Raw genomic sequence first — 21,729 nt, forward strand, 5'->3', positions numbered from 1 at the left:
GTCACCTGAATACTGCCGGGGCCAGGATTGCGGCGAAAAGTCGTCATTTCTAGAATATCTCCAGCAATCGTGGCGCTATCGTGTCCAGTGAACGGATCTCTTTGGCGGCATCGATTGCCGCCGCCGCTTTCGGCATCCCGTACACCGCACTGCTGTTCTGGTCCTGAGCGATGGTCAGGTAACCCTGTTGGCGCATGAGTTTAAGCCCCTGCGCGCCGTCGCGCCCCATGCCGGTGAGCAAAACGCCGACTGCGTCGCCATTCCAGTAACTGGCCACGCTTTCGAAAAACACATCGATCGAAGGCCGGTAGATCTCGTTGACCGGTTCGGCGGTGTAGGCCAGCGTGCCGTTCTTCAACAGACGAATATGGTGATTGGTCCCCGCCAGCAACACCGTGCCGGGCTGCGGTGGTTCGCCCTCCTGAGCCAGCCGCACATTGAGGCCGCTGGCGCTGCTCAGCCATTCGGCCATGCCGGCGGCGAACACTTGGTCGACGTGCTGCACCAGCACAATCGCGGCGGAAAAATTCTTCGGCAAACCTTTGAGCAACACTTCGAGCGCCGCCGGCCCGCCCGCCGATGAGCCGATCGCCACCAGTTTCTGCCGCGAGCCGGAGCCGCGCAGCGGGCTTGGCGCCGTGTGCACGCGGTTGCCCTTGTCGCCAATCAGCCAACTGATATTGAGGATCTTGCGCAGCAACGGCGCCGCCGCTTCCGCAGGATTGCCGGCACCGATCGCCGGCGTATCGACCACGTCCAGCGCGCCATAACCCATGGCTTCGAACACCCGGTGCACGTTCTGCTGGCGGTCCACCGTGACAATTACGATAGCGCACGGCGTGTCGGCCATGATCCGCCGTGTGGCCTCGACGCCGTCCATCACCGGCATGATCAAGTCCATCAGGATCAAGTCCGGCGTCTGCTCGGCGCAGCGTTGCACCGCTTCGGCGCCATTGCTTGCAACCCAGATCACCTGGTGCGCGGGCTCGAATGCGAGGGCGCGGCGCAGCGCTTCGACCGCCATGGGCATGTCATTGACGATAGCGATTTTCATGCCCGCGCTCCTCCAATGAGCTCAACCACAGCATCGAGCAGGGCGTCGTCATGAAAACTCGCCTTGGCTAGATAATAGTCGGCTCCGGCGTCCAGTCCACGGCGGCGGTCTTCTTCGCGGTCCTTGTAGGAAACCACCATCACCGGCAGCGATTGCAGGCGATTGTCCCGGCGCAACAGAGACACCAGTTCGATGCCATCCATGCGCGGCATATCGATGTCAGTAATCAGCAGATCGAAATCCTCCGAACGCAATGCGTTCCAGCCGTCCATGCCGTCGACCGCGACGGCCACGTCGTAACCCCGATTGAGCAGCAACTTGCGCTGCAATTCACGTACCGTCAGCGAATCGTCAACCACCAGAATGCGTTTGCGCGCTGCTTCGGCGGCCTGATTACTGTGCCGGGCGATCCGCTCCAGGCGCCCGGTATTCAGCAGTTTGTCGACCGAACGCAGCATGTCTTCGACGTCGACAATCAACACCACCGAACCGTCGTCGAGCAAGGCCCCGGCGGAAATGTCCTGAATCTTGCCCAGCCGCTCATCCAGCGGCAACACCACCAAAGTCCGCTCGCCAACAAAACGTTCGACCGCCACGCCATAAATCGCATCGCGCTCGCGAATCACCACGACCTTGAGCGTTTGCTGGCTGGTCTGGCTCGCCGGGCGCTGCAGCAATTGACTGGCGGCGACCAAACCCACGTGGCGGCCTTCGTACCAGAAGTGCTGGCGCCCTTCGAGCTGGACGATGTCGTCCGCTTCGAGGTCGCACATGCGCTCGATGTGCGCCAGCGGAAAGGCGTAAGCCTCGTCGCCGACTTCGACCACCAGGCTGCGCACCACCGACAGGGTCAGCGGCACTTCCAAATGAAAACGACTGCCCTCGCCCGCCGTCTGCTCCAGCACCACGGCGCCGCGCAACTGGCGAACCATGTGCTGAACCGCGTCGAGGCCAACGCCACGTCCGGAGACTTCGGTGACCTTGTCACGCAGGCTGAAACCCGGCAGAAACAGGAACGTCAGTAGCTCTTCTTCGCTCAACTGCGCAGCAGTTTCCGCCGGCGACAACTGCCGCTCGATGATGCTGCGGCGGACCTTTTCGAGGTCGACGCCGTTGCCGTCATCGCTGAGTTCAAGCACCAGCAAACCGGCCTGATGTGAGGCGCGCAAGCGGATCAGGCCTTCCGCCGGTTTACCCGCGAGCAGGCGTTGTTCCGGGGTTTCGATGCCGTGGTCGACGGCGTTGCGCAGCAGATGAGTCAGCGGCGCTTCAAGTTTTTCCAGGACGTCGCGATCAACCTGGGTTTTCTCGCCTTCGATCTCCAGCCGCACCTGTTTGCCCAAGTCGCGCCCGAGGTCGCGGACCATGCGCACTTGCCCGCTCAGCACATCGGCGAACGGGCGCATGCGGCAGGCCAGCGCAGTGTCGTACAACACCTGCGCGCGTTGGCTGGCGTGCCAGGCGAATTCATCCAGCTCGGCGTTTTTTTCCACCAGCAACTGCTGGGATTCCGCCAACAACCGCCGCGCGTCATCGAGCGCTTCCTGAGCTTCGAGGCTCAGGTGCAAATCCTTGAGGTGAACGTTGAGGTTTTCCAGCGCGCGCAGGCCATTGCTCTGCGTGCGTTTGAGCCGCTGCATGGTCGCCAGATGCGGTTTCAGCCGCAGGGTTTCCACCAGCGATTTGCTCGACAGATCCAGCAAGCTGTTTAGCCGCTCGGCGGTGACGCGCAACACCCGCTCACCGTTTTCCGTGGTGCGGCGGTTGACCCGGGGCGGCTCACTCGCAACCGCCGGCGCCACCAGCGGTTGCTCGATCACTGGCACCGGCACTTCGACCGCTGGCGCCTGCAATTGCAGCTCGTCCATGAACGGCGCAATCGGCGTGCTGATCGGCGGCGCCAGTGCCAGCGGATCGAGCAAGCGCCCCATGAGCGCCACATAAGCCTCGATGTCCAGCGCCGACGGCGCGTGGGTTGGCGTGGCGATCCGCATCAACAGGTCAGTGCCTTGCAACAACGCGTCGATGTGTTCGGGACGCAGATACAGCCGCGATTCCTGCGCGCTGACCAGGCAATCCTCCATCACATGCGCGACGCTGACCCCGGCGTCCACCCCGACAATCCGCGCCGCGCCCTTGAGCGAATGCGCCGCGCGCATGCACGATTCGAGGTGATCGGCCTGGGTCGGGTCGCGCTCCAGCGCCAGCAGTCCGGCGCTGAGCACTTGGGTCTGGGCCTCGGCTTCGAGGCTGAACAACTCCAGCAAAGAGGCGTCGCGCATTTGCTCGGGGGTCATGTGAGGCTCCGGGTCACGGCGGACAACAACTGTTCTTCATCCAGCCAGCGCAGGCTGCGACCTTTGAATTGCAACACGCCACGGGTGTACTTGGCGCTGGCCTGCGCGCCCGATTGCGAGGCGGCGTCGAGGATGCGTTCGTCGATCGCGTGAATCCCGTCGACTTCGTCCACCGGCACCACCACCGGGCCACCGCGCGCGGCGATGATCAACATGCGCGGCATCACCCGCGCGCCGGACGCGACATTGTTGCTGGTGTCGAGGCCAAGCAATTCCACCAGCGACAGGCACGCGACCAACGCGCCGCGCACATTCGCCACGCCGAGCAACGCTCGCGAGCGCTGGTGCGGCAGCGAATGAATGGTTTGCAGCGGCGCGACTTCCACCAGGCTGCGCGTCGCCAGCCCCAGCCATTCTTCGCCGAGACGGAACATCAGCAGCGACCGGGTTTTGATCTCGGTTTCGAGCGCCGTCGCCACTTGCTCGTGGTGTTCCTGCTGCAACGCGTAACGGTCGAGCAACCGCGTGGCCGCTGCCGAATACACCGAGCAATTGCGGCAGTGAATGTGCTCGACCAGCAGCGGGCAGGACTTGTCGCCGTGGATGCCGATGCGGTTCCAGCAGTCGTCGATGGCCTGGGCATCTTCGTGGGTGAGGTTCAAGGTGTCCGCGCCGTTCATCGTTTACGCTCACTGTCAGCCGCGCGTTCGCTGCGCGCGGCGCGTTCCTGCAAGCGTCGCGCGCCCGCCGTATCGCCCTGGGATTGCAGCAACGCCGCCAAGTGCATCAAAGCATCAGGATGTTGCGGTTCGAGGTACAACGCCTTGCGATAAAAGCCCTGCGCTTCGAGCGCACGCCCGGCCACGTCGCTGAGCAATCCCAGCCAATAAAACACCTGCGCGACTGGTTCGTGGCTGCGCAGATACAGTTCACACGCCGCCCGCGCCTCGGTGCTTTTGCCTTCGTTGGCCAGCGCGGCAATGCTCGCCAGCAATGCGGCGGCGTCGGGATTAGCCGTTGTCGAGGTGTTCGCCAACGGCGCAACCGCCGCGAACGGACGACTGCGCACTGGCGGCGGTGGCGTCACGCGGCGCACCGGCTGCGGCGTTGGCAGGGGCGTTGGCAGGGGCGTTGGCAGGGGCGTCGACGTCGGCGCAAAAGCGCTCGGCAGCGGTTCGGGCTCGGCCAGACTTTGCCGACTGAACGCAAACGACTGCGCAATACCGATCGAACGCATGCCCAACCGCCCGAGCAAACTGCCTTCAGCCGGGCCGATAAACAGCACGCCATCGACGTGGGTCAGGCGCTTGAGCACTTCGAATACTTGCTGCTGGGTCGGCTGATCGAAATAGATCAGCAGGTTGCGACAGAACACGAAGTCATAGGGCGGCTCGTTCGCCAGCAACGTCGGATCGAGCAGATTCGCCACTTGCAAACGCACTTGTTCCAGCACCCGTTCGCTGAGCTTGTAGCCGTCGTCTTCGGCGCTGAAATGCCGCTCGCGAAACGCGATGTCCTGCCCACGAAAGGAGTTTTTGCCATACACCGCGCGCCTGGCTTTTTCCACCGAAAGCGGGCTGACGTCCATGCCTTCGACTTTGAACTGGTGCGGTTTGAGCCCGGCGTCGAGTAACGCCATGGCAATCGAATAAGGCTCTTCGCCGGTGGAACACGGCAGGCTGAGAATGCGCAAGGCGCGCATGTGGTTGATCTCGGTCAGGCGTTTGCTCGCCAGTTTCGCCAGCGTGGCGAAGGATTCCGGGTAACGGAAAAACCAGGTTTCCGGGACGATCACCGCTTCGATCAACGCCTGCTGCTCATCCCGCGAGCCCTGCAAAGTCTGCCAATACTCGTCGGCGCTCAGCGCTTTTGAGGCTGTGGTGCGCTGGCGAACCGCGCGTTCGATGATCGCCGCGCCGACCGACGCAACGTCGAGGCCGATGCGATCCTTGAGGAAATCGAAAAAGCGCTGATCGCTGGTCATGGCTGATCCTCAAGCAACATCAGGTCCAGCGGCGATGGCGGAAACAATAGCGCGCGCACATCGTCGTCGAGCAGGTCGGCGACCCGCACCCATTGCAGCAATCCGAGCGCGTCTTTGCGCACCGGGCCGAGGTACGGCGCCTGGCGATTGTCGAGGCCATAGGGCTGAAATTCCGCCGCGTCGCAGCGCAAAGTGTCGGTGGCTTGCTCGAGGATCAACCCGAGCAATTGCGCGGGCGTGGCGGCGTCGGGCCGATAGTGCACCAGCACCAGCCGCGTACTGGTACGCGCCTGCGCCGGTTGGCCAAACGTCAGCGCGCTCAAGTCGATCACCGGCACCACGGCACCGCGATAAGCGAACACACCCGCGACCCACTGCGGCGCCCGCGCAATCGGTTTCAGCGGCAGGCGCGGCAACACTTCCGCGACTTCAATCGCTTGCAGCGCGTAACGCTCGTCACCGATGCGAAACACCAGAAACAGCGCTTGCCGCGCCGCCGTCACGGCGTGGCGTTTGGCCGTGAGTTCGTTCATCAGACTTTGAATCGCGAGACGCCACTGCGCAGCCCGACGGCCACCTGGCTCAGTTCGTCGATGGCAAAACTGGCCTGACGCAACGACTCGACGGTCTGGCTGCTGGCATCGCCCAACTGCACCAGCGCGTGGTTGATTTGCTCGGCGCCGGTGGCCTGCGCCTGCATGCCTTCGTTGACCATCAACACCCGCGGCGCCAACGCCTGCACCTGATGGATGATCTGCGACAGCTGCTCGCCGACTTGCTGCACTTCCGACATGCCGCGCCGCACTTCTTCGGAGAATTTGTCCATGCCCATGACCCCGGCCGACACCGCCGACTGAATCTCACGGACCATCTGCTCGATGTCGTAAGTGGCCACGGCGGTCTGGTCCGCCAAACGCCGGACTTCGGTGGCGACCACGGCAAACCCGCGGCCATATTCGCCAGCCTTTTCGGCCTCGATGGCGGCGTTCAGCGACAACAGATTGGTCTGGTCGGCAACCTTGACGATGGTCACCACGACTTGGTTGATGTTGCCGGCCTTCTCGTTGAGGATCGCCAGTTTGGCGTTGACCAGATCCGCTGCGCCCATCACCGAGTGCATGGTCTCTTCCATGCGCGCCAGCCCTTGCTGCCCGGAGCCGGCGGCCACCGAGGCCTGATCGGCGGCGGTGGAGACTTCGGTCATGGTCCGCACCAGGTCACGCGAGGTCGCGGCAATTTCCCGCGAGGTCGCGCCGATTTCGGTGGTGGTGGCGGCGGTTTCGGTGGCGGTGGCTTGTTGTTGCTTGGACGTCGCGGCGATTTCGGTCACCGACGTGGTGACTTGCACCGACGAGCGCTGAGCCTGCGACACCAGCGAGGTGAGCTCGGCCATCATGTCGTTGAAGCCGGTTTCGACGGCGCCGAACTCGTCTTTGCGCTCCAGATTGAGGCGACCGCTGAGGTCGCCGGTGCGCATGATTTCGAGGATCTGCACGATGCGATTCATCGGCGCCATGATCGCGCGCATCAACAGCAAACCGCAGAAACCGGCGGCCAGCACCGCGACCAGCAGCGAGACGCCCATGCTGACTTTGGCCGCGATCACGGCGTTGTCGATGGCGATGATGTCCTGATCGGCGACGGCTTTGTTTTCACGGAGGATGTCGTTGAGCTTCACGCGCCCGGCGGTCCAGGTCGGCGTGAGTTTTTCGTTGAACAACTTGATCGATTCGACTTCCAGGTTGCGCTGATGCAAGTCGAGCACGGCGGCCAGCAGCGTTTTGTATTCTTCGTGAATCTTTTCGAAAGTGGCGAATTCGACTTTGTCTTCTTCGGTGGTGACGGTGGTGCGGTAGTTGTCGATCTGCGCCTGCAAGCGCAGTTCGAACGTCTTGAATTCGGCGGCATCCTCGGTGCTGAAGCCCTGCCCTTCCTTGAGGCCGAGCATTTCCTGAACCCGCAGGTAACTGTCGGACCAGGCGCCCCGGATCATCGAGCTGTAATAGACGCCGGGCAGCGCGTCTTCACGGACGCTGGCTTCGCTTTCTTCGATTTTCAACAGCCGCGAATAGGAGACGACGACCATCAGCAACATGATGGCGATAATCACCGCAAAGCTCGCCAAGATCCGTTGGCGCAACGTCCAGTTCTTCACAGTAAGTCCTCGGGCCATTTTCAAATTCTGCGGAGTATAGCTGAGCGGGGTGTTTCATTTATAAGACGCACGCGCGTTGCCGCCGTTTGCTCGCGCAAATCGCCGGGACAGGCTCTGGGATGGGACTTTCCGCTAGATCGGGGGGTATTTGCCAGAGGGGGATTGGCAGAAGTGGGCCGTGGATTGGCCAGCAGACATGTTGTGCGGCTGAGGACGCTTTCGCGGGCAAGCCTCGCTGCCACAGAATCGGTGTCGTGTGCGAGCGACCGACGCGAACTGTGTAGGAGCGAGGCTTGCCCGCGAAGGCAATTTCAGGTTTTACACCGAAGCGGCGCGCACCTGTTTTTCCAGTTCGAGCTTCAACCCCGGCTCAAGCTTCAATTGCCGCGCGAGTTCGTCGAGGTAGGATTTCTCCATGAAGTTCTCTTCGTCCACCAGCATCACGCTGGCGATGTACATTTCGGCGGCGATTTCCGGGGTGCTGGCGGCGCGGGCGACGTCGGTCGGGTCCAGCGGTTTGTTCAGCTCGGCGTGCAGCCAGTGCTGCAGTTCCTGATCGTTATCGAGCTTGGTGAATTCGCCCTCGATCAACGCACGTTCGCGCTCATCGACATGACCATCAGCCTTGGCCGCCGCGACCAGCGCTTTGAGAATCGCCTGGCTGTGTTGCTCGACCTGCGCGGGCGGCACCCGGTCGACGGTTTGCGGTTCAACCTTCGCTGCAGTGCCCTGCTGCGCCTGCCAGTTGCCGTACGCCTTGTAGGCAATCACGCCCAACGCCGCGAGGCCGCCGTAGAGCGCGACTTTGCCGCCGGCGTTACGGACCTTTTTGTTGCCCATCAACAGCCCCATCGCGCCCGCTGCCAACGCGCCGCCGCCTGCGCCCGAGAGCAAACCGCCGAGGCCGCCCGAGCCACCACTGCCGCCGAGCAACCCGCCCAGCGCGCCGCCGACAGAACCGCCAACCGAGCCGCCAGAAGACTTCTGCGAGTGACCGCCAGCCTTTTTCTGCAACAAGTCCTGGCCGGATTTGAGTAGCTGATCGAGCAATCCACGGGTGTTCATTTGCTGCCTCCACGAATTCGGGGTAACCGGATCAATAAGGCAACCAGCCTAGAGCGAAAGTGCCCAACGCCCAGCGGCGAGAGTGCTTCCAGATGTTGCTTGGCTGTTTCATCACCTCCCGGCGCCCGCCCAGCCATTCGACCTGCGCCACTGGCTGAGCAATGAAGTCGTCCCCATGTTGCGCAACTCCAGCGCGTCACCCATGGATAACAGACCACGCATGAGCTCGTTGCAATGGGCCGGCATCTCGGTGCCGCTGCTGCACTGGCAGCATCAAGCATGGATCAACTGGCGCGATATGCCCGACCTGATGCAGGTGCAGCGACCGTTCAAGATCATGGGTACTTGCAGTTGAAGGCAGGGTAAAAATGAAAAGGGGCCGACCTTACGGTCCGCCCCTTTTGGTTAGTCGAAACACCCTCCTTGTAACAGCTGGCGAAGCCTGCGTTCGGCTGCGCAGCAGTCGTAAACCCTGAACGCACGGTCTTCCTGAAGCACCGCGCAGTCTGATTTCACGACTGCTTCGCAGCCGAACGCAGACTGCGCCAGCTGCTACAGATCGCGTTTTGGCCGCGACATCATGTCACCGCCAATGCCGGCTCCTCAAAACCGCGAAACACTCCTCATCGCATCCACCAGATACCTCATCGCGATCCGATCGCTCTCCGACAACTCCCGATAACGCTCCACCAGTTTCATTTCCTCCGAATTGAGTCGACGCCTGCGCCGACCGGTGGTCAGGCAAGGGAAGATTCCTAACAGTTCGGTGATGCCTTGTACTTTCGACATGGACGATGTCCTTTTAATACGTCAAAGAAAACTTCAGAAAACCGCATCGCCCTACCACTTTCAGCAGTCACTGGGTGCGCGCTGAACCCACCGGCCTTCAGGGCCGCAACCGGTCATGTCCATAGAATAGGAATTAAATCGGCGCTGAAAAGGGGTTTTTAGAGTAATTAGTCGAAAAAAGCAGATATGCCCTGTAAATCAGAAAGTGCTGTGGGAAATGTTCACTGACATGTCTTGTTTCATTGCCACACTGGCTTGGTGTAACCAATCATTTTTTCTGGGTGACCGAACGGTTTAAGCTATTTGGCATCTGTTTAAAGTCCGTTGCGTTTGGCCGAAGGCATGTCCGAACCCCTTTTTTTGATCCAGCAGTGCCAGGAACGGCGCGGGATTGTTCACGACAGGTTGTACTTATGCACCGCAGGAATTTGCTCAAAGCGTCCATGGCTATCGCTGCCTACACCGGTCTTTCGGCCACTGGCCTGCTCGCCGCACGCGCGTGGGCCGGCAATAGCGCGACTGGTGGCGCCGCTGATGGCGACGCTCAGGCGTTCGACTTCGAAGCGCTGAAGATCCAGGCCAAGCAGCTTGCCACCAGTCGTTATCAGGACACAAAGCAGGTGCTGCCGCCAACGCTGGCGACGATGACGCCGCAAAATTTCAACGCCATTCAGTACGACGGCAAACACTCGCTGTGGAACGACGTCAACGGTCAACTGGACGTGCAGTTCTTCCATGTCGGCATGGGTTTCAAGCAACCGGTGCGCATGTACAGCGTCGATCCGAAGACGCGTCAGGCCCGTGAAGTGCATTTCCGCCCGTCGCTGTTCAACTACGAAAAAACCACGGTCGACACCAAGCAACTGGGCGCCGACCTGGGTTTTTCCGGGTTCAAACTGTTCAAGGCACCTGAGCTGGACAAGCACGACGTGTTGTCTTTCCTCGGCGCCAGCTACTTCCGCGCGGTCGATGCCTCTGGCCAATATGGCCTCTCGGCGCGCGGCTTGGCGATCGACACTTACGCGAAGAAGCGCGAGGAGTTCCCCGACTTCACCAAGTTCTGGTTCGAAACGCCGGACAAGAACAGCACACGGTTTGTGGTCTACGCCCTGCTCGATTCGCCGAGCGCTACCGGCGCCTACCGTTTTGATATCGACTGCCAGGCCAGTCAGGTGGTCATGGCCATCGACGCACACATCAATGCCCGTACCGCCATCGAACAACTGGGCATCGCACCGATGACCAGCATGTTCAGCTGCGGCACCCACGAGCGGCGCATGTGCGACACCATTCACCCGCAAATCCACGACTCTGATCGCCTGGCGATGTGGCGCGGCAACGGCGAGTGGATCTGCCGTCCGCTGAACAACCCGGCGACCCTGCAATTCAACGCGTTCGCCGACACTGATCCGAAAGGTTTCGGCCTGGTGCAGACCGATCACGAATTCGCCAGTTACCAGGACACCGTCGATTGGTACAGCAAACGTCCGAGCCTGTGGGTAGAACCTACAACCGCGTGGGGCGAAGGCTCTATCGATTTGTTGGAAATTCCTACAACCGGCGAGACCCTGGATAACATCGTCGCGTTCTGGACGCCGAAGAAACCGGTGGCTGCCGGTGACTCGCTGAATTACGGCTACAAGCTCTATTGGAGCGCGTTGCCGCCGGTCAGCACGCCGTTGGCGCGGGTCAACGCGACCCGTTCGGGCATGGGCGGCTTTGTTGAAGGCTGGGCGCCGGGCGAGCATTACCCGGAAGTCTGGGCGCGGCGTTTTGCCGTGGACTTCACCGGCGGCGGGCTCGATCGCTTGCCGGCCGGTGCGGGCATTGAGCCGGTAGTGACCTGCTCGAACGGCGAAGTGAAGGATTTCAACGTGCTGGTGCTGGATGACATCAAGGGTTACCGGATCACCTTTGACTGGTACCCGACCAATGACAGCGTCGCGCCGGTGGAGCTGCGGTTGTTTATCCGCACCAATGACCGGACGTTGAGCGAGACCTGGTTGTACCAGTACTTCCCGCCGGCGCCGGAGAAGCGTAAGTACATCTGAGGTTAAAGGGTCGCTTGCGCGGGCCTCTTCGCGGGCAAGCCTCGCTCCTACGGGATTTGTATCGTCCGCATCATTGGCACATGCCGCAAACTCTGTAGGAGCGAGGCTTGCCCGCGAAGAGGACGGTACAAGCAACAAAAATCCCGACTCAGAAACGCAAAAGCCCCGACCAGAATTGGCCGGGGCTTTTTGTTTTCAGCGCCTCAATCAGTCACGCAAATCGGACTCATGAATCGGTTGATCGCGATGCGTAGCGCGCTGATATTGCGCCGGCCACACCGCTTTGCGCCCACCCAGATCATCATCGGCATGCAGCGCCCAGTAAGGATCGCGCAGCAACTCGCGGGCGAGGAAGATGACGTCGGCCTGGCAGGTGCGCAGAATGTGCTCAGCCTGCGCCGGCTCGGTAATCATTCCTACGGTGCCCGTGGCGATGCCTGACTCCTTGCGCACCCGCTCAGCGAAGCGCGTCTGATAACCCGGGCCTGTCGGAATTTCCGCATTCGCTGCGGTGCCGCCGGACGAAACGTCGATCAGGTCCACGCCGAGGTCTTTCAGGCGTCGCGCCAGTTCCACGGTTTCATCCGGGTTCCAGCCATCTTCCACCCAATCGGTGGCCGACACGCGGACGAACAATGGCAGCTCTTCAGGCCAGACCGCACGCACCGCTTCGGTGACTTGCAGGACCAGCCGAATGCGATTTTCGAACGAGCCGCCGTACTGGTCGCGCCGCTGATTGCTCAGGGGCGAAAGGAATTGATGCAGCAGGTAACCGTGAGCGGCGTGGATCTCGACCACTTTGAAACCGGCGGTCAGGGAACGTTTGGCCGCAGCGACAAAGGCCTGAATGACCTCGGCGATCTGCCCTTCATCGAGTTGGGTCGGGTGCGTGTGTTGCGGGTCGAAAGCAATCGGCGAAGGCCCGACCGGAGTCCAGCCACCGTCCTCCGGTTTGACGCTGCCGTGCTTGCCGATCCACGGCCGATGGGTGCTGGCCTTGCGCCCGGCGTGCGCCAGTTGAATGCCGGCAATCGCGCCTTGGGCGGCGATGAATCGGGTGATGCGCTGCAGCGGTTCGATCTGTTCGTCGTTCCACAAACCGAGGTCTTCGGCGGTGATACGGCCATCGGCAGTGACCGCCGTGGCTTCGGTGAATATCAGCCCGGCGCCGCCAACCGCACGGCTGCCGAGGTGGACCAGGTGCCAGTCGTTGGCCAGGCCATCGACGCTCGAGTATTGGCACATCGGCGACACCGCGATGCGGTTATTAAGGGTCAATTGGCGAAGGGTATAGGGTTCAAGCAGCAGACTCATGGGGCACCTCTCGGATCAGTGGTCAGGCTCCAGGGTTCTGTTTGAAAAGTCGACGAGTGACAGGAAAAAGGCGCAACACCCGCCCCCGCGGGTAAAAAATTCGACGAAACGTCACAAGGCCAATCAAGCAGTGCTTAGAGCCTAGTCGACAACGGGGGATGAGCGAGGGTTCAAGAATTGAAACGAGGCAAATTCGGGTTCGCACGAACCTGTGGCGAGGGGGCTTGCCCCCGCTGGGTGGCGAAGCCGGCCCCATAGCCATTAACCGGCGTTCGCCAGATAAACCGCAGTGACTGGTTTCAGGACTGCTGCGCAGCCCAACGGGGGCAAGCCCCCTCGCCACACAAGCATTGTGTCTCTAGCGCGGTTCGATGTGGGCAATCATCAACTGCACGGTCTCATTGCCGCGAAACTCGTTGAGGTCGAGTTTGTAGGCCAATTCCACCCATTTGATCGTCGGGTTCGGCCAAATCTCGCGATCGATCCCGAAGGCAATCCCGTCGAGCTTCACAGAACCGCATTCACTTTTCAGCACCACTTTCAGGTGCCGCTCACCGACCACGCGCTGCTCGACCAACTGGAACACCCCGTGAAACAGCGGCTCCGGAAAGTGCTGGCCCCAAGGCCCGGCATGCCGCAGGGCGCGGGCCAGTTCCAGATGAAATTCCTCGACCGCCAATGTGCCGTCCGACAACAAACGCCCAGTCAGGTCTTCTTCGCGCAATTGCCTACGCACTTCAGCGTCGAATGCCTCGGCAAACAACGGAAAATTCGCTTCCGGCAAGGTCAGACCGGCCGCCATCGCGTGGCCGCCGTACTTGCTGATCAATGTCGGATGCTGCGCCGCGACCACGCTCAAGGCGTCGCGAATATGAAAGCCCTGCACCGAACGCCCCGAGCCCTTGAGCAAACCGTCGCCGGCATCGGCAAAGGCAAACGTCGGGCGGAAATAGCGTTCTTTCATTCGCGACGCGAGGATGCCGATAACCCCCTGATGCCACTCGGGATCGAACAGGCACAAGCCGAACGGCATCGATTCCACCGGCAAATCCTTGAGCTGCGCCAGCGCTTCACGCTGCATGCCTTGCTCGATGGATTTGCGGTCCTGATTCATGCTGTCGAGTTGCACTGCCATTTCCCGGGCACTTTGCGCGTTATCGGTGAGCAGGCATTCGATGCCCAGACTCATGTCGTCCAGGCGCCCCGCCGCGTTCAGGCGTGGGCCGACGATAAAACCGAGGTCGGTAGAGGTGATGCGCGCGTGGTCACGTTTGGCCACTTCAAGGATTGCCTTGACCCCCGGACGCGCACGGCCGGCGCGAATCCGCTCCAGGCCTTGATGCACGAGGATGCGGTTGTTGGCGTCGAGCGGCACCACGTCGGCGACGCTGCCCAGCGCCACCAGATCCAGCAGTTCGCCGATGTTCGGCTGCGGTTTGCTTGCGTACCAGCCGAGGCTGCGCAGGCGCGCGCGTAACGCCATCAACACATAGAAAATCACCCCGACCCCGGCCAACGCCTTGCTCGGAAACTCGCAACCTGGCTGGTTCGGATTAACGATGGCGTCGGCCAGCGGCAGTTCGTCGCCGGGCAAGTGGTGGTCGGTGACCAATACTTTGAGCCCGGCCTTCTTCGCCGCTGCCACGCCTTCGACGCTGGAGATGCCGTTGTCCACGGTGATCAGCAATTGCGGGGTGCGGGTCAGTGCGACATCGACGATTTCCGGGGTCAGCCCGTAGCCGTATTCGAAGCGGTTCGGCACCAGATAATCGACGTGCGCCGCGCCTAGGAGTCGCAGGCCCAGCACGCCAACGGTGCTGGCGGTGGCGCCATCGGCGTCGAAGTCGCCGACGATCAAAATCCGCTGGCGCTGCTCAAGCGCGGTCACCAGCAAATCGACTGCGGCATCGATGCCTTTGAGCTGCTGATACGGAATCAGCCGCGCGAGGCTCTTGTCCAGTTCAGCCTCGTTGAGCACGCCGCGCGCCGCGTACAAGCGGGTCAACAGCGGCGGCAGGTCACCGAGGAATGGCAGGGTGTCGGGCAACAGGCGAGGTTCGATGCGCATGGGGTGACAGGTGCTTCTCTTGGATACGTAGGATAAAACCGGATGACGCGTGCGAACGCTGAATGATCAGCCGCGTTCGCCGCTCAACCACTGCAACTGGACTTCGTGCTGACCACGGTCATCGGTGACGAAAATCGTCCCTTCGCTGATCATCACGTCCCACTTGATAACGCGGGGCATGTCTTTGGCCAGGGTTTCGAGGATTTCTTGCGGCACCGCAGCGATGTGTACATTTTTCAGGTTTTTGATCGCCGGGATCACTTTGGTTTCCCAAACGCGCAGGCTGCCGTAGGCCAGCAGGCTGGTGCGCTCGGTGCGACGCGAGCACCACGTCAGGCGATCGGCGTCTGGCTGGCCGACTTCGATCCAGTGCAGGACGCGGTCATCCAGGCTCTTTTCCCACAGGGCGGGTTCATCCACGTCTGACAGACCGCGACCAAACGACAGCTGCTCGTTGTACCAGAAGGCGTAGGCCAGCAGCCGCACGGTCATGCGTTCTTCGGTTTCCGAAGGGTGACGGGCGATGGTCTGCTTGACGCTCTCGTAGACGCTGCGGTCGAGGTCGGTGAGGTTCAGTTCAAACTTGTAGGTCGTGGACGGCTGGGCCATGAACGGGCTTCTTGATACGGGGAAAGGCGGCAAGTCTAACCGATGCAGTAGGCAATCAACGAATTGACCGCCATCAACTTCGCGCGACTGACACGCGGCTATGTTAAAACGCTCTATCGTTCGCACTTTGTCCTACAGGATCCCTCATGCCGCTCACCGGAAAACCGCTCTCAGGTCTGAAAGTCATCGAATTGGGCACGCTGATCGCCGGGCCTTTTGCCTCGCGTATTTGCGGCGAGTTCGGCGCCGAAGTGATCAAGATCGAATCGCCGGACGGCGGTGATCCGTTGCGCAAATGGCGCAAGTTGTACGAAGGCACCTCGCTGTGGTGGTTTGTCCAGGCACGCAACAAGAAGTCGCTGACGCTCAACCTCAAACACCCGGACGGCTTGGCGATTCTGAAAAAACTGCTCAGCGAAGCAGACATCCTGATCGAGAATTTTCGCCCCGGCGTGTTGGAAAAGCTCGGTTTGGGGTGGGAAGTTTTACACGCGCTCAACCCGAAACTGGTGATGGTGCGGCTTTCCGGCTTCGGCCAGACCGGGCCGATGAAAGATCAACCGGGTTTTGGTGCTGTCGGCGAATCGATGGGCGGTCTGCGCTACATCACCGGTTTCGAGGATCGGCCGCCGGTGCGCACCGGGATTTCCATCGGCGATTCGATCGCGGCGCTCTGGGGCGTGATCGGCGCGTTGATGGCGTTGCGTCATCGCGAAGTGAATGGCGGCGTCGGGCAAGTGGTCGATGTGGCGCTGTACGAGGCGATCTTCGCCATGATGGAAAGCATGGTGCCGGAGTTCGACGTGTTCGGTTTTATCCGCGAACGCACCGGCAATATCATGCCTGGCATCACGCCCTCCTCGATTCACACCAGCGCCGACGGCAAACACGTGCAGATCGGCGCGAATGGCGACGCGATCTTCAAGCGTTTCATGCGGGTGATCGGCCGCGAAGACTTGGCCAACGATCCCCAATTGGCCAGCAACGATGGCCGCGACAGCCGTCGCGACGAGATTTATGGGGTGATCGATCGCTGGGTCAATTCGCTGCCGCTCGACAGCGTGATCGCGCAGTTGAATCAGGCCGAGGTGCCGGCCAGCCGGATCTTCAGCGCCGAAGACATGTTCAGCGATCCGCAATATCTGGCCCGGGAAATGTTCCTGCACGCCAAGTTGCCCGACGGCAAGGACTTCAAGATGCCGGGAATCGTGCCGAAACTCTCTGAGACACCTGGCACGTCTGAATGGGTCGGACCGCAGTTGGGTGAGCACAATGCGCAGGTATTGCACGAACTTGGCTACGACGAGGGACAGATCGCACGGTTGCGTGAAGACGGGGCCATTTAAGCTGAAGCGCCTGCGTTCAGTGTTCGGCCAACGCGCCAGCGGCCGCTACGTGCTGGCGCTGTTGGTGCTGCTGATCGGCTCGTCGCCCGCCGGCGCGCAACCGAAAGAAACGCTGATCTGGCTGTTGCGCGACTTGCCGCCGCTGACCATTTTCGAAGGCCCGGAAAAGGGCAAGGGTGTTGTCGATCAGTTGATCCCGTCGTTGGTCGCGGGCATGCCGCAATACAATCACACGCAGATGCGGGTCAATCGTGCGCGCAGCCTGCAGATGCTGCGCGATGAATCCTTCACCTGCGATCCTTCGCTGGTCTGGAGCAAGGAGCGCGAGGAATGGATGGCGTTTTCGATTCCGGTGTTCCGCGCCGTCAGTAATGGCATCACCGTGCGCCAGGATGCCAAACGCCAACTCGAACCTTATCTGGTGAACGGCGAAGTCGACGTGGCGGCGTTGCTCGCCAGTGGCACGCAAAAAGTCGGCGCGGTGGCCGGACGCAGTTATGGCCAGTTACTCGATGCGCAACTGACCGAGGCGCCGGCCGCTTCGGTGATTGAGCATTACGGCAATGACGCACTCGGCAGTCTGCTGCAGATGCAGCGGCTGGGGCGGTTGATCGGGGTAATGGGCTACTGGCCGGAGATTCGTTATCTGGCGCAACAGGAACAGATTGCCGCTGACGAACTGACGTTTTACCCGGCCAAAGGCACGGATAAATACATTACGACGTATATCGCCTGTTCGAACACGGCTCAGGGCCGACGGGCGATCAACGAGATCAACCAGGTGCTGCGCACCCTTCCCCATGATCATCTGGTCCAAGCCTATGCCAAATGGCTGGACCCGGCGCGACGCGTGGAATATCTGGAGGAAACCCGGGCGTTTTTCCAACAGCGCGCAGGCCAATGACGAAATTCAGGCAAAAAGAAACCCCGAGGAGTGGGGAGACAACTCGGGGTTAAACGTGGCCTACATAAAGACCCGTAGCAGCAAGCTACAAGCACCGGAGCACAATGCTTGATCCTGCTGTTACATGCTCTGACTGACCTTGGCGCAGGAAGGTTCCCACAAAAAACAATTCAATTTCGATTGGCCAGGATCTTGTCCTGAGCGGCGTTGCGCAACGCCGCGATCACGCAGGGCTCCAGGCGACCTTCGGCAATCAGCACATCGCGGTGCAAGCCGTCGACGACATCAGTCAGTTGCCACTTGTCGGTCAACTGCGCCTGATTGAATGAGCGTTCCACCACAATTGCCCCGACGGCATTCTTCAGCGTCACCAGGCATTCGCCGTGGACGCCCGAAGGGGTCAATGTCACTTGATACGGGCTCAAAGCCTCGCCGAGCAATAGACTGATACTTTCCATCTGGCAATCACCACTCAATAGTCCGAAACAAAGTGCCTGGGAGGGCGTGTCTACATAAATGACCCCTGGCCCGAGTAGAAAGTTCTGAATACCGACGCGCGCAATCGCGGTGCCCGGTCGACTGAGCATGCACGGCAAAGATGACAAGTAAAAAACACGCCTGTTCAGGCCTGCGCTTTCAACATCGATTCCATCAGATAAATGTCCAGCAGCCGGCGCATCAGTACGGCGGACACCGGCGTGTGCAAGTGCCCGAGCAGTTGCACTTCGCTTTCGGCCAGCAGCGTGTTCACGGCCGGCATGACGCTGGAGGCGACACTGCCGAGCAGCACCAGCGACTGCGCCTCGCGTTGTTCGACCAGATGACGGATCAGCGCCAGCCCCTCGCCGCCGCGCAATTGCGGGTTGCACAAGGCAATATCGACCGCGCCCCGGCGCGCCAGCGACCGCTGCGCCACCCGCAGCGACGGCGCCGCCAGCACGTCATAGACGCCGATGGCGTTGAGCATTTGGTGCAACGCCATCATCTGGAAAGGATTGTGTTCAAGAATCAGGATTTTGAGCGTGCGCATAGCGACCTCTGGAACGACACTCGCGGGCTCTGCCCGCAGTTGTCGATCACTCTAGGCCAGCCTTCTTCAGCGGCCCATCGGAAAAGTAGCCACGTCGTATAGGACAATTCCGAAACTCAGCGCGCGCATTGGCACCGCCCTTCACTCTTGCGCAGCTCAATATCCGTCCAGCCGCCCAGCAACCCGCGAACATGCCCGTCCGTTCCGTAGAACGGCACCGTCCATTGATCGATGTCCCTGACACCGTTGTTGAATAGCAGCAGACGCCGGGTGAAACGCGGCTTGCGGGTTTCGATCTGCGCGATGAATTCGGCATGCAGCATTTCTGCGGTTTCCCTCGGCAAGATGTTCCCTTCAATCAACCGTAGCCCCTGAACCTGATCGAAACGCTTCGATAAAGCCTCTTCATAGCTTTTGTTGCACTTGATCAAACGCCCCTGCAGATCACGCACGAACATCGGATCGGGCATGGCATCAAACAGTGCTTGCTGGAAGGCGAGCTGATCGCAGAGGTCTTTCTCGACGTCCCGATGTCGCTTGATCAACACCGCGAGCCGACGGTTCCAGAGCAACGACAGCAGGGCGAACAGGCTGACGAAAAACATGCCCCAGCAGCCCCATCGCGAAATCTGCTGCCAGAACGAAAGCGCGGGCCTTGGGGCAATTCCATCGAGCCACTTCAGGCGCATCGCCCGCAATTCTGCCGGAGGAAACGCTTCAAGCGCCTTGTTGAGGATGCTCAATAATTGCGGCTGGCCTTTGCGCACGGCCAAACGGTCGGCTTCCCACGAACCTTCTACCGTATGCCCTACTTTCAATTGCCCGATCGGATAAAGCTGCGAGCCGGTTTCGTTCTCGATGGTGGCATCTGCCTCGCCGCTTTCGACCAGTGCCCGCGCCTCGGCGTAGGTCTTGACCGTGAGCAGTGTGATGCGCGGATGGTCGCGGCGAATGGTTTCTTCCATGGCGTGCCGGGCGGGTAACACCAGGACTTTTTCCGACAACTGTTCCAGCGACTGCAACTCCGGCGCCCCGGCGCGCCCGACCATGATCCACGCAGAACCCCCGAAGGCATGGCTGAAATCGAGAAAACCCCGGCGTTCGTCATTCATCGCCAGCGTGGTGCTCATGTCCGCGCCCCCCTGCTCCAGACGCCCGAGCAACTGACCGGTGGAAAACGATTCTTCATGGACAAAATTCAGGCCGGTCATCGCACTGATGCGGTTGAGCATGTCGTTGTTCAAACCGCTCCAGTGACCATGCTCATCCTTGAACAGATACAACGGAAACTGCGCCGAAGCGACGATGACCTTCGGGTTCGCCCGAATCCACTGGCGCTCCTCGGCACTGAGCTTGATGGCGTTGACGGCCACTGGCTTGGCGCCCTCATAAGTCACCAACTGCGCGGCGAAACCACGTTGCGCGAGTGCCAGCGTACTCAGCAAAAAAATCCAGCAGATGGCTGGAATCAAACTTCTGAAAAACAACATTGCCGCTTCCTTCGTGATCAACTCGCCCTTCCCTCAGGGGCGAAAACACGGCAAGTGTGCACGCAGAAATGAAAAAGCCCGTCAGGAGACGGGCTTCAAAATGTGACAGTTTTTTGAGCTTACAACGGCTTGCCGCGGTTGCCATGCTGGCTGACAAAGGCCTGCACGGCTTTCAGGTCGTTTGGCAACACGGTGCAGCGCTCTTCTCTCTCAAACAAATCAGAAAGATGTGTAGGTAGTTCGAGCGCTTTTCCTACACCGGCTTTCTCCACCGCGTCCGGGAATTTGACCGGATGGGCGGTGCCGAGGATCACCATCGGGATGTCCAGGCTACGGCGGCACTCGCGTGCAGCCTTGACGCCAATGGCGGTGTGCGGGTCGAGCACTTCGCCGGTCTGGGCGTAGACCTCGGCGATGGTTTCGCAGGTCTGCGCATCGTCCACGGCCAGGGAATCGAACAGTTTGCGCGCTTCGGTCCAGCGTTCCTGTTCGACGCTGAAGCCGGCACCCTGCTTGAAGTTGTCCATCAGCCCGGCGATCGCGGCACCGTTGCGACCGTGCAGGTCGAACAGCAGGCGTTCGAAGTTCGACGAAACCATGATGTCCATCGACGGCGACAGCGTGGCGTGCAGGGTTTCCTTGACGTACTGATTGCCGCTCATGAAGCGGTGCAGGATGTCGTTGCGGTTGGTGGCGACGATCAACTGGTTGATCGGCAGGCCCATGTTGCGCGCCAGGTAACCGGCGAAGATGTCGCCGAAGTTGCCGGTCGGCACCGAGAACGACACCGAACGCGCCGGGCCGCCCAATTGCAGCGATGCGTGGAAGTAGTAAACAATCTGGGCCATGATCCGCGCCCAGTTGATCGAGTTCACGGCTACCAGACGCGTGCCTTTGAGGAAGCTCTGGTCGGCAAAGCTGTTCTTCACCATTTCCTGGCAGTCATCGAAGTTGCCTTCGATGGCGAGGTTGTGGATGTTCTCGCCGTAAATGGCGGTCATCTGCCGACGCTGGACTTCGGACACGCGCTGGTGCGGGTGCAGGATGAAGATGTCGACGTTTTCGCAATGCTTGCAGCCTTCGATGGCGGCGGAACCGGTATCACCGGAGGTCGCACCGATAATAACCACGCGCTCGCCGCGTTTTTCCAGCACGTAATCGAGCAGGCGACCGAGCAGTTGCAGAGCGAAATCCTTGAACGCCAGGGTCGGGCCGTGGAACAGCTCCAAAACCCATTCGTTGCCGTTCAACTGACGCAACGGGGCGATGGCGCTGTGCGAGAACACGCCTTGCTCGGAAGAAGAGTACGTCTCTTCCAGAATCTTTTTGAAATCGGCGTCGGGGATGCTGCCGGTGACGAATGGGCGCATCACCCGGAAGGCCAGTTCGTGATACGGCAGGCCGGCCCAGGAAGCGATTTCTTCCTGGGTGAAACGTGGCAGGCATTCAGGCACGTACAGGCCGCCGTCAGTGGCGAGGCCGGCGAGCAGAACGTCTTCGAAATTCAGGGCCGGTGCCTGGCCGCGGGTACTGATATAACGCATAGGGGCAAACCTTCGGTTTGAGCTACAAG

General features: G+C 60.8%; 19 protein-coding genes. 4 read left to right on the forward strand and 15 right to left on the reverse strand.

The window, feature by feature from the left end:
* Nucleotides 1–49: 49 nt before the first annotated feature.
* The 7 genes from cheB to BLU01_RS07325 all read right to left on the reverse strand — a co-directional run bounded on the left by cheB (nucleotide 50) and on the right by BLU01_RS07325 (nucleotide 8,555).
* A complete protein-coding gene (cheB, locus tag BLU01_RS07295; RefSeq protein ID WP_092272738.1) occupies nucleotides 50–1,054 on the reverse strand; it encodes a chemotaxis response regulator protein-glutamate methylesterase in 1,005 nt (334 codons plus the stop codon).
* The gene (locus BLU01_RS07300; protein ID WP_092272741.1) at nucleotides 1,051–3,351 is read right to left on the reverse strand and encodes a hybrid sensor histidine kinase/response regulator; all 2,301 of its coding nucleotides are present in this window, start codon (nucleotides 3,349–3,351) and stop codon (nucleotides 1,051–1,053) included. Before BLU01_RS07300 ends, cheB begins: the two co-directional genes overlap by 4 nt.
* Nucleotides 3,348–4,031 carry a chemotaxis protein CheW gene (locus tag BLU01_RS07305; protein ID WP_092272744.1) on the reverse strand — a complete coding sequence of 228 codons (684 nt, stop codon included), beginning with the start codon at nucleotides 4,029–4,031 and terminating at the stop codon, nucleotides 3,348–3,350. Before BLU01_RS07305 ends, BLU01_RS07300 begins: the two co-directional genes overlap by 4 nt.
* Nucleotides 4,028–5,335, reverse strand: coding sequence for a CheR family methyltransferase (locus BLU01_RS07310; RefSeq protein WP_092272747.1), 1,308 nt, complete (start codon nucleotides 5,333–5,335; stop codon nucleotides 4,028–4,030). Before BLU01_RS07310 ends, BLU01_RS07305 begins: the two co-directional genes overlap by 4 nt.
* A complete protein-coding gene (locus BLU01_RS07315) occupies nucleotides 5,332–5,868 on the reverse strand; it encodes a chemotaxis protein CheW (protein WP_092272750.1) in 537 nt (178 codons plus the stop codon). The genes BLU01_RS07310 and BLU01_RS07315 overlap by 4 nt, the downstream gene beginning before the upstream one ends.
* Nucleotides 5,868–7,490, reverse strand: a complete 1,623-nt coding sequence (locus tag BLU01_RS07320) for a methyl-accepting chemotaxis protein (RefSeq protein ID WP_092272753.1) — start codon at nucleotides 7,488–7,490, stop codon at nucleotides 5,868–5,870. Before BLU01_RS07320 ends, BLU01_RS07315 begins: the two co-directional genes overlap by 1 nt.
* Before the next feature lie 318 nt (nucleotides 7,491–7,808).
* Nucleotides 7,809–8,555, reverse strand: a complete 747-nt coding sequence (locus BLU01_RS07325) for a tellurite resistance TerB family protein (RefSeq protein ID WP_092272756.1) — start codon at nucleotides 8,553–8,555, stop codon at nucleotides 7,809–7,811.
* Nucleotides 8,556–8,757: 202 nt separating this feature from the next.
* On the opposite strand from BLU01_RS07325, the gene BLU01_RS07330 reads away from it, so the two are divergent.
* Nucleotides 8,758–8,910, forward strand: a complete 153-nt coding sequence (locus BLU01_RS07330; RefSeq protein ID WP_408003129.1) for a hypothetical protein — start codon at nucleotides 8,758–8,760, stop codon at nucleotides 8,908–8,910.
* 248 nt (nucleotides 8,911–9,158) lie between these two features.
* Here BLU01_RS07330 and BLU01_RS07335 read toward each other — a convergent pair whose 3' ends face one another.
* Complete coding sequence (locus tag BLU01_RS07335) at nucleotides 9,159–9,344, reverse strand: hypothetical protein (RefSeq protein ID WP_092272760.1); 186 nt, start codon at nucleotides 9,342–9,344, stop codon at nucleotides 9,159–9,161.
* Between the two features lie 413 nt (nucleotides 9,345–9,757).
* Here BLU01_RS07335 and BLU01_RS07340 point away from each other — a divergent pair, with 413 nt between their 5' ends.
* The gene (locus BLU01_RS07340; protein WP_092272763.1) at nucleotides 9,758–11,395 is read left to right on the forward strand and encodes a glucan biosynthesis protein D; all 1,638 of its coding nucleotides are present in this window, start codon (nucleotides 9,758–9,760) and stop codon (nucleotides 11,393–11,395) included.
* Between the two features lie 207 nt (nucleotides 11,396–11,602).
* On the opposite strand, the gene BLU01_RS07345 is transcribed toward BLU01_RS07340, so the two are convergent.
* The 3 genes from BLU01_RS07345 to BLU01_RS07355 form a co-directional block, all read right to left on the reverse strand.
* A complete protein-coding gene (locus BLU01_RS07345) occupies nucleotides 11,603–12,709 on the reverse strand; it encodes an NADH:flavin oxidoreductase/NADH oxidase (RefSeq protein ID WP_092272766.1) in 1,107 nt (368 codons plus the stop codon).
* Between the two features lie 358 nt (nucleotides 12,710–13,067).
* Nucleotides 13,068–14,777: a single-stranded-DNA-specific exonuclease RecJ gene (gene recJ / locus BLU01_RS07350; RefSeq protein ID WP_092272769.1), complete on the reverse strand. Its 1,710-nt coding sequence runs from the start codon at nucleotides 14,775–14,777 to the stop codon at nucleotides 13,068–13,070.
* Nucleotides 14,778–14,843: 66 nt separating this feature from the next.
* Nucleotides 14,844–15,386 carry a YaeQ family protein gene (locus BLU01_RS07355; RefSeq protein ID WP_028623872.1) on the reverse strand — a complete coding sequence of 181 codons (543 nt, stop codon included), beginning with the start codon at nucleotides 15,384–15,386 and terminating at the stop codon, nucleotides 14,844–14,846.
* A gap of 146 nt (nucleotides 15,387–15,532) precedes the next feature.
* Here BLU01_RS07355 and BLU01_RS07360 point away from each other — a divergent pair, with 146 nt between their 5' ends.
* Together BLU01_RS07360 and BLU01_RS07365 are read left to right on the forward strand one after the other, a co-directional pair.
* Nucleotides 15,533–16,732, forward strand: coding sequence for a CaiB/BaiF CoA transferase family protein (locus tag BLU01_RS07360; protein ID WP_092272772.1), 1,200 nt, complete (start codon nucleotides 15,533–15,535; stop codon nucleotides 16,730–16,732).
* Nucleotides 16,713–17,636 carry a TIGR02285 family protein gene (locus BLU01_RS07365; RefSeq protein ID WP_092272775.1) on the forward strand — a complete coding sequence of 308 codons (924 nt, stop codon included), beginning with the start codon at nucleotides 16,713–16,715 and terminating at the stop codon, nucleotides 17,634–17,636. The genes BLU01_RS07360 and BLU01_RS07365 overlap by 20 nt, the downstream gene beginning before the upstream one ends.
* 170 nt (nucleotides 17,637–17,806) lie before the next feature.
* Here BLU01_RS07365 and BLU01_RS07370 read toward each other — a convergent pair whose 3' ends face one another.
* The 4 genes from BLU01_RS07370 to thrC form a co-directional block, all read right to left on the reverse strand.
* The gene (locus tag BLU01_RS07370; protein ID WP_092272778.1) at nucleotides 17,807–18,094 is read right to left on the reverse strand and encodes a DUF3509 domain-containing protein; all 288 of its coding nucleotides are present in this window, start codon (nucleotides 18,092–18,094) and stop codon (nucleotides 17,807–17,809) included.
* Between the two features lie 164 nt (nucleotides 18,095–18,258).
* Nucleotides 18,259–18,666, reverse strand: a complete 408-nt coding sequence (locus BLU01_RS07375) for a response regulator (protein WP_092272781.1) — start codon at nucleotides 18,664–18,666, stop codon at nucleotides 18,259–18,261.
* Between the two features lie 116 nt (nucleotides 18,667–18,782).
* A complete protein-coding gene (locus BLU01_RS07380) occupies nucleotides 18,783–20,156 on the reverse strand; it encodes a transporter substrate-binding domain-containing protein (protein WP_092272784.1) in 1,374 nt (457 codons plus the stop codon).
* A 119-nt stretch (nucleotides 20,157–20,275) separates the two neighbouring features.
* A complete protein-coding gene (gene thrC, locus BLU01_RS07385; RefSeq protein ID WP_092272787.1) occupies nucleotides 20,276–21,700 on the reverse strand; it encodes a threonine synthase in 1,425 nt (474 codons plus the stop codon).
* Nucleotides 21,701–21,729 lie beyond the last annotated feature (29 nt).

It is taken from the genome of Pseudomonas prosekii, assembly GCF_900105155.1.
Classification (GTDB): Bacteria; Pseudomonadota; Gammaproteobacteria; order Pseudomonadales; family Pseudomonadaceae; genus Aquipseudomonas; species Aquipseudomonas prosekii.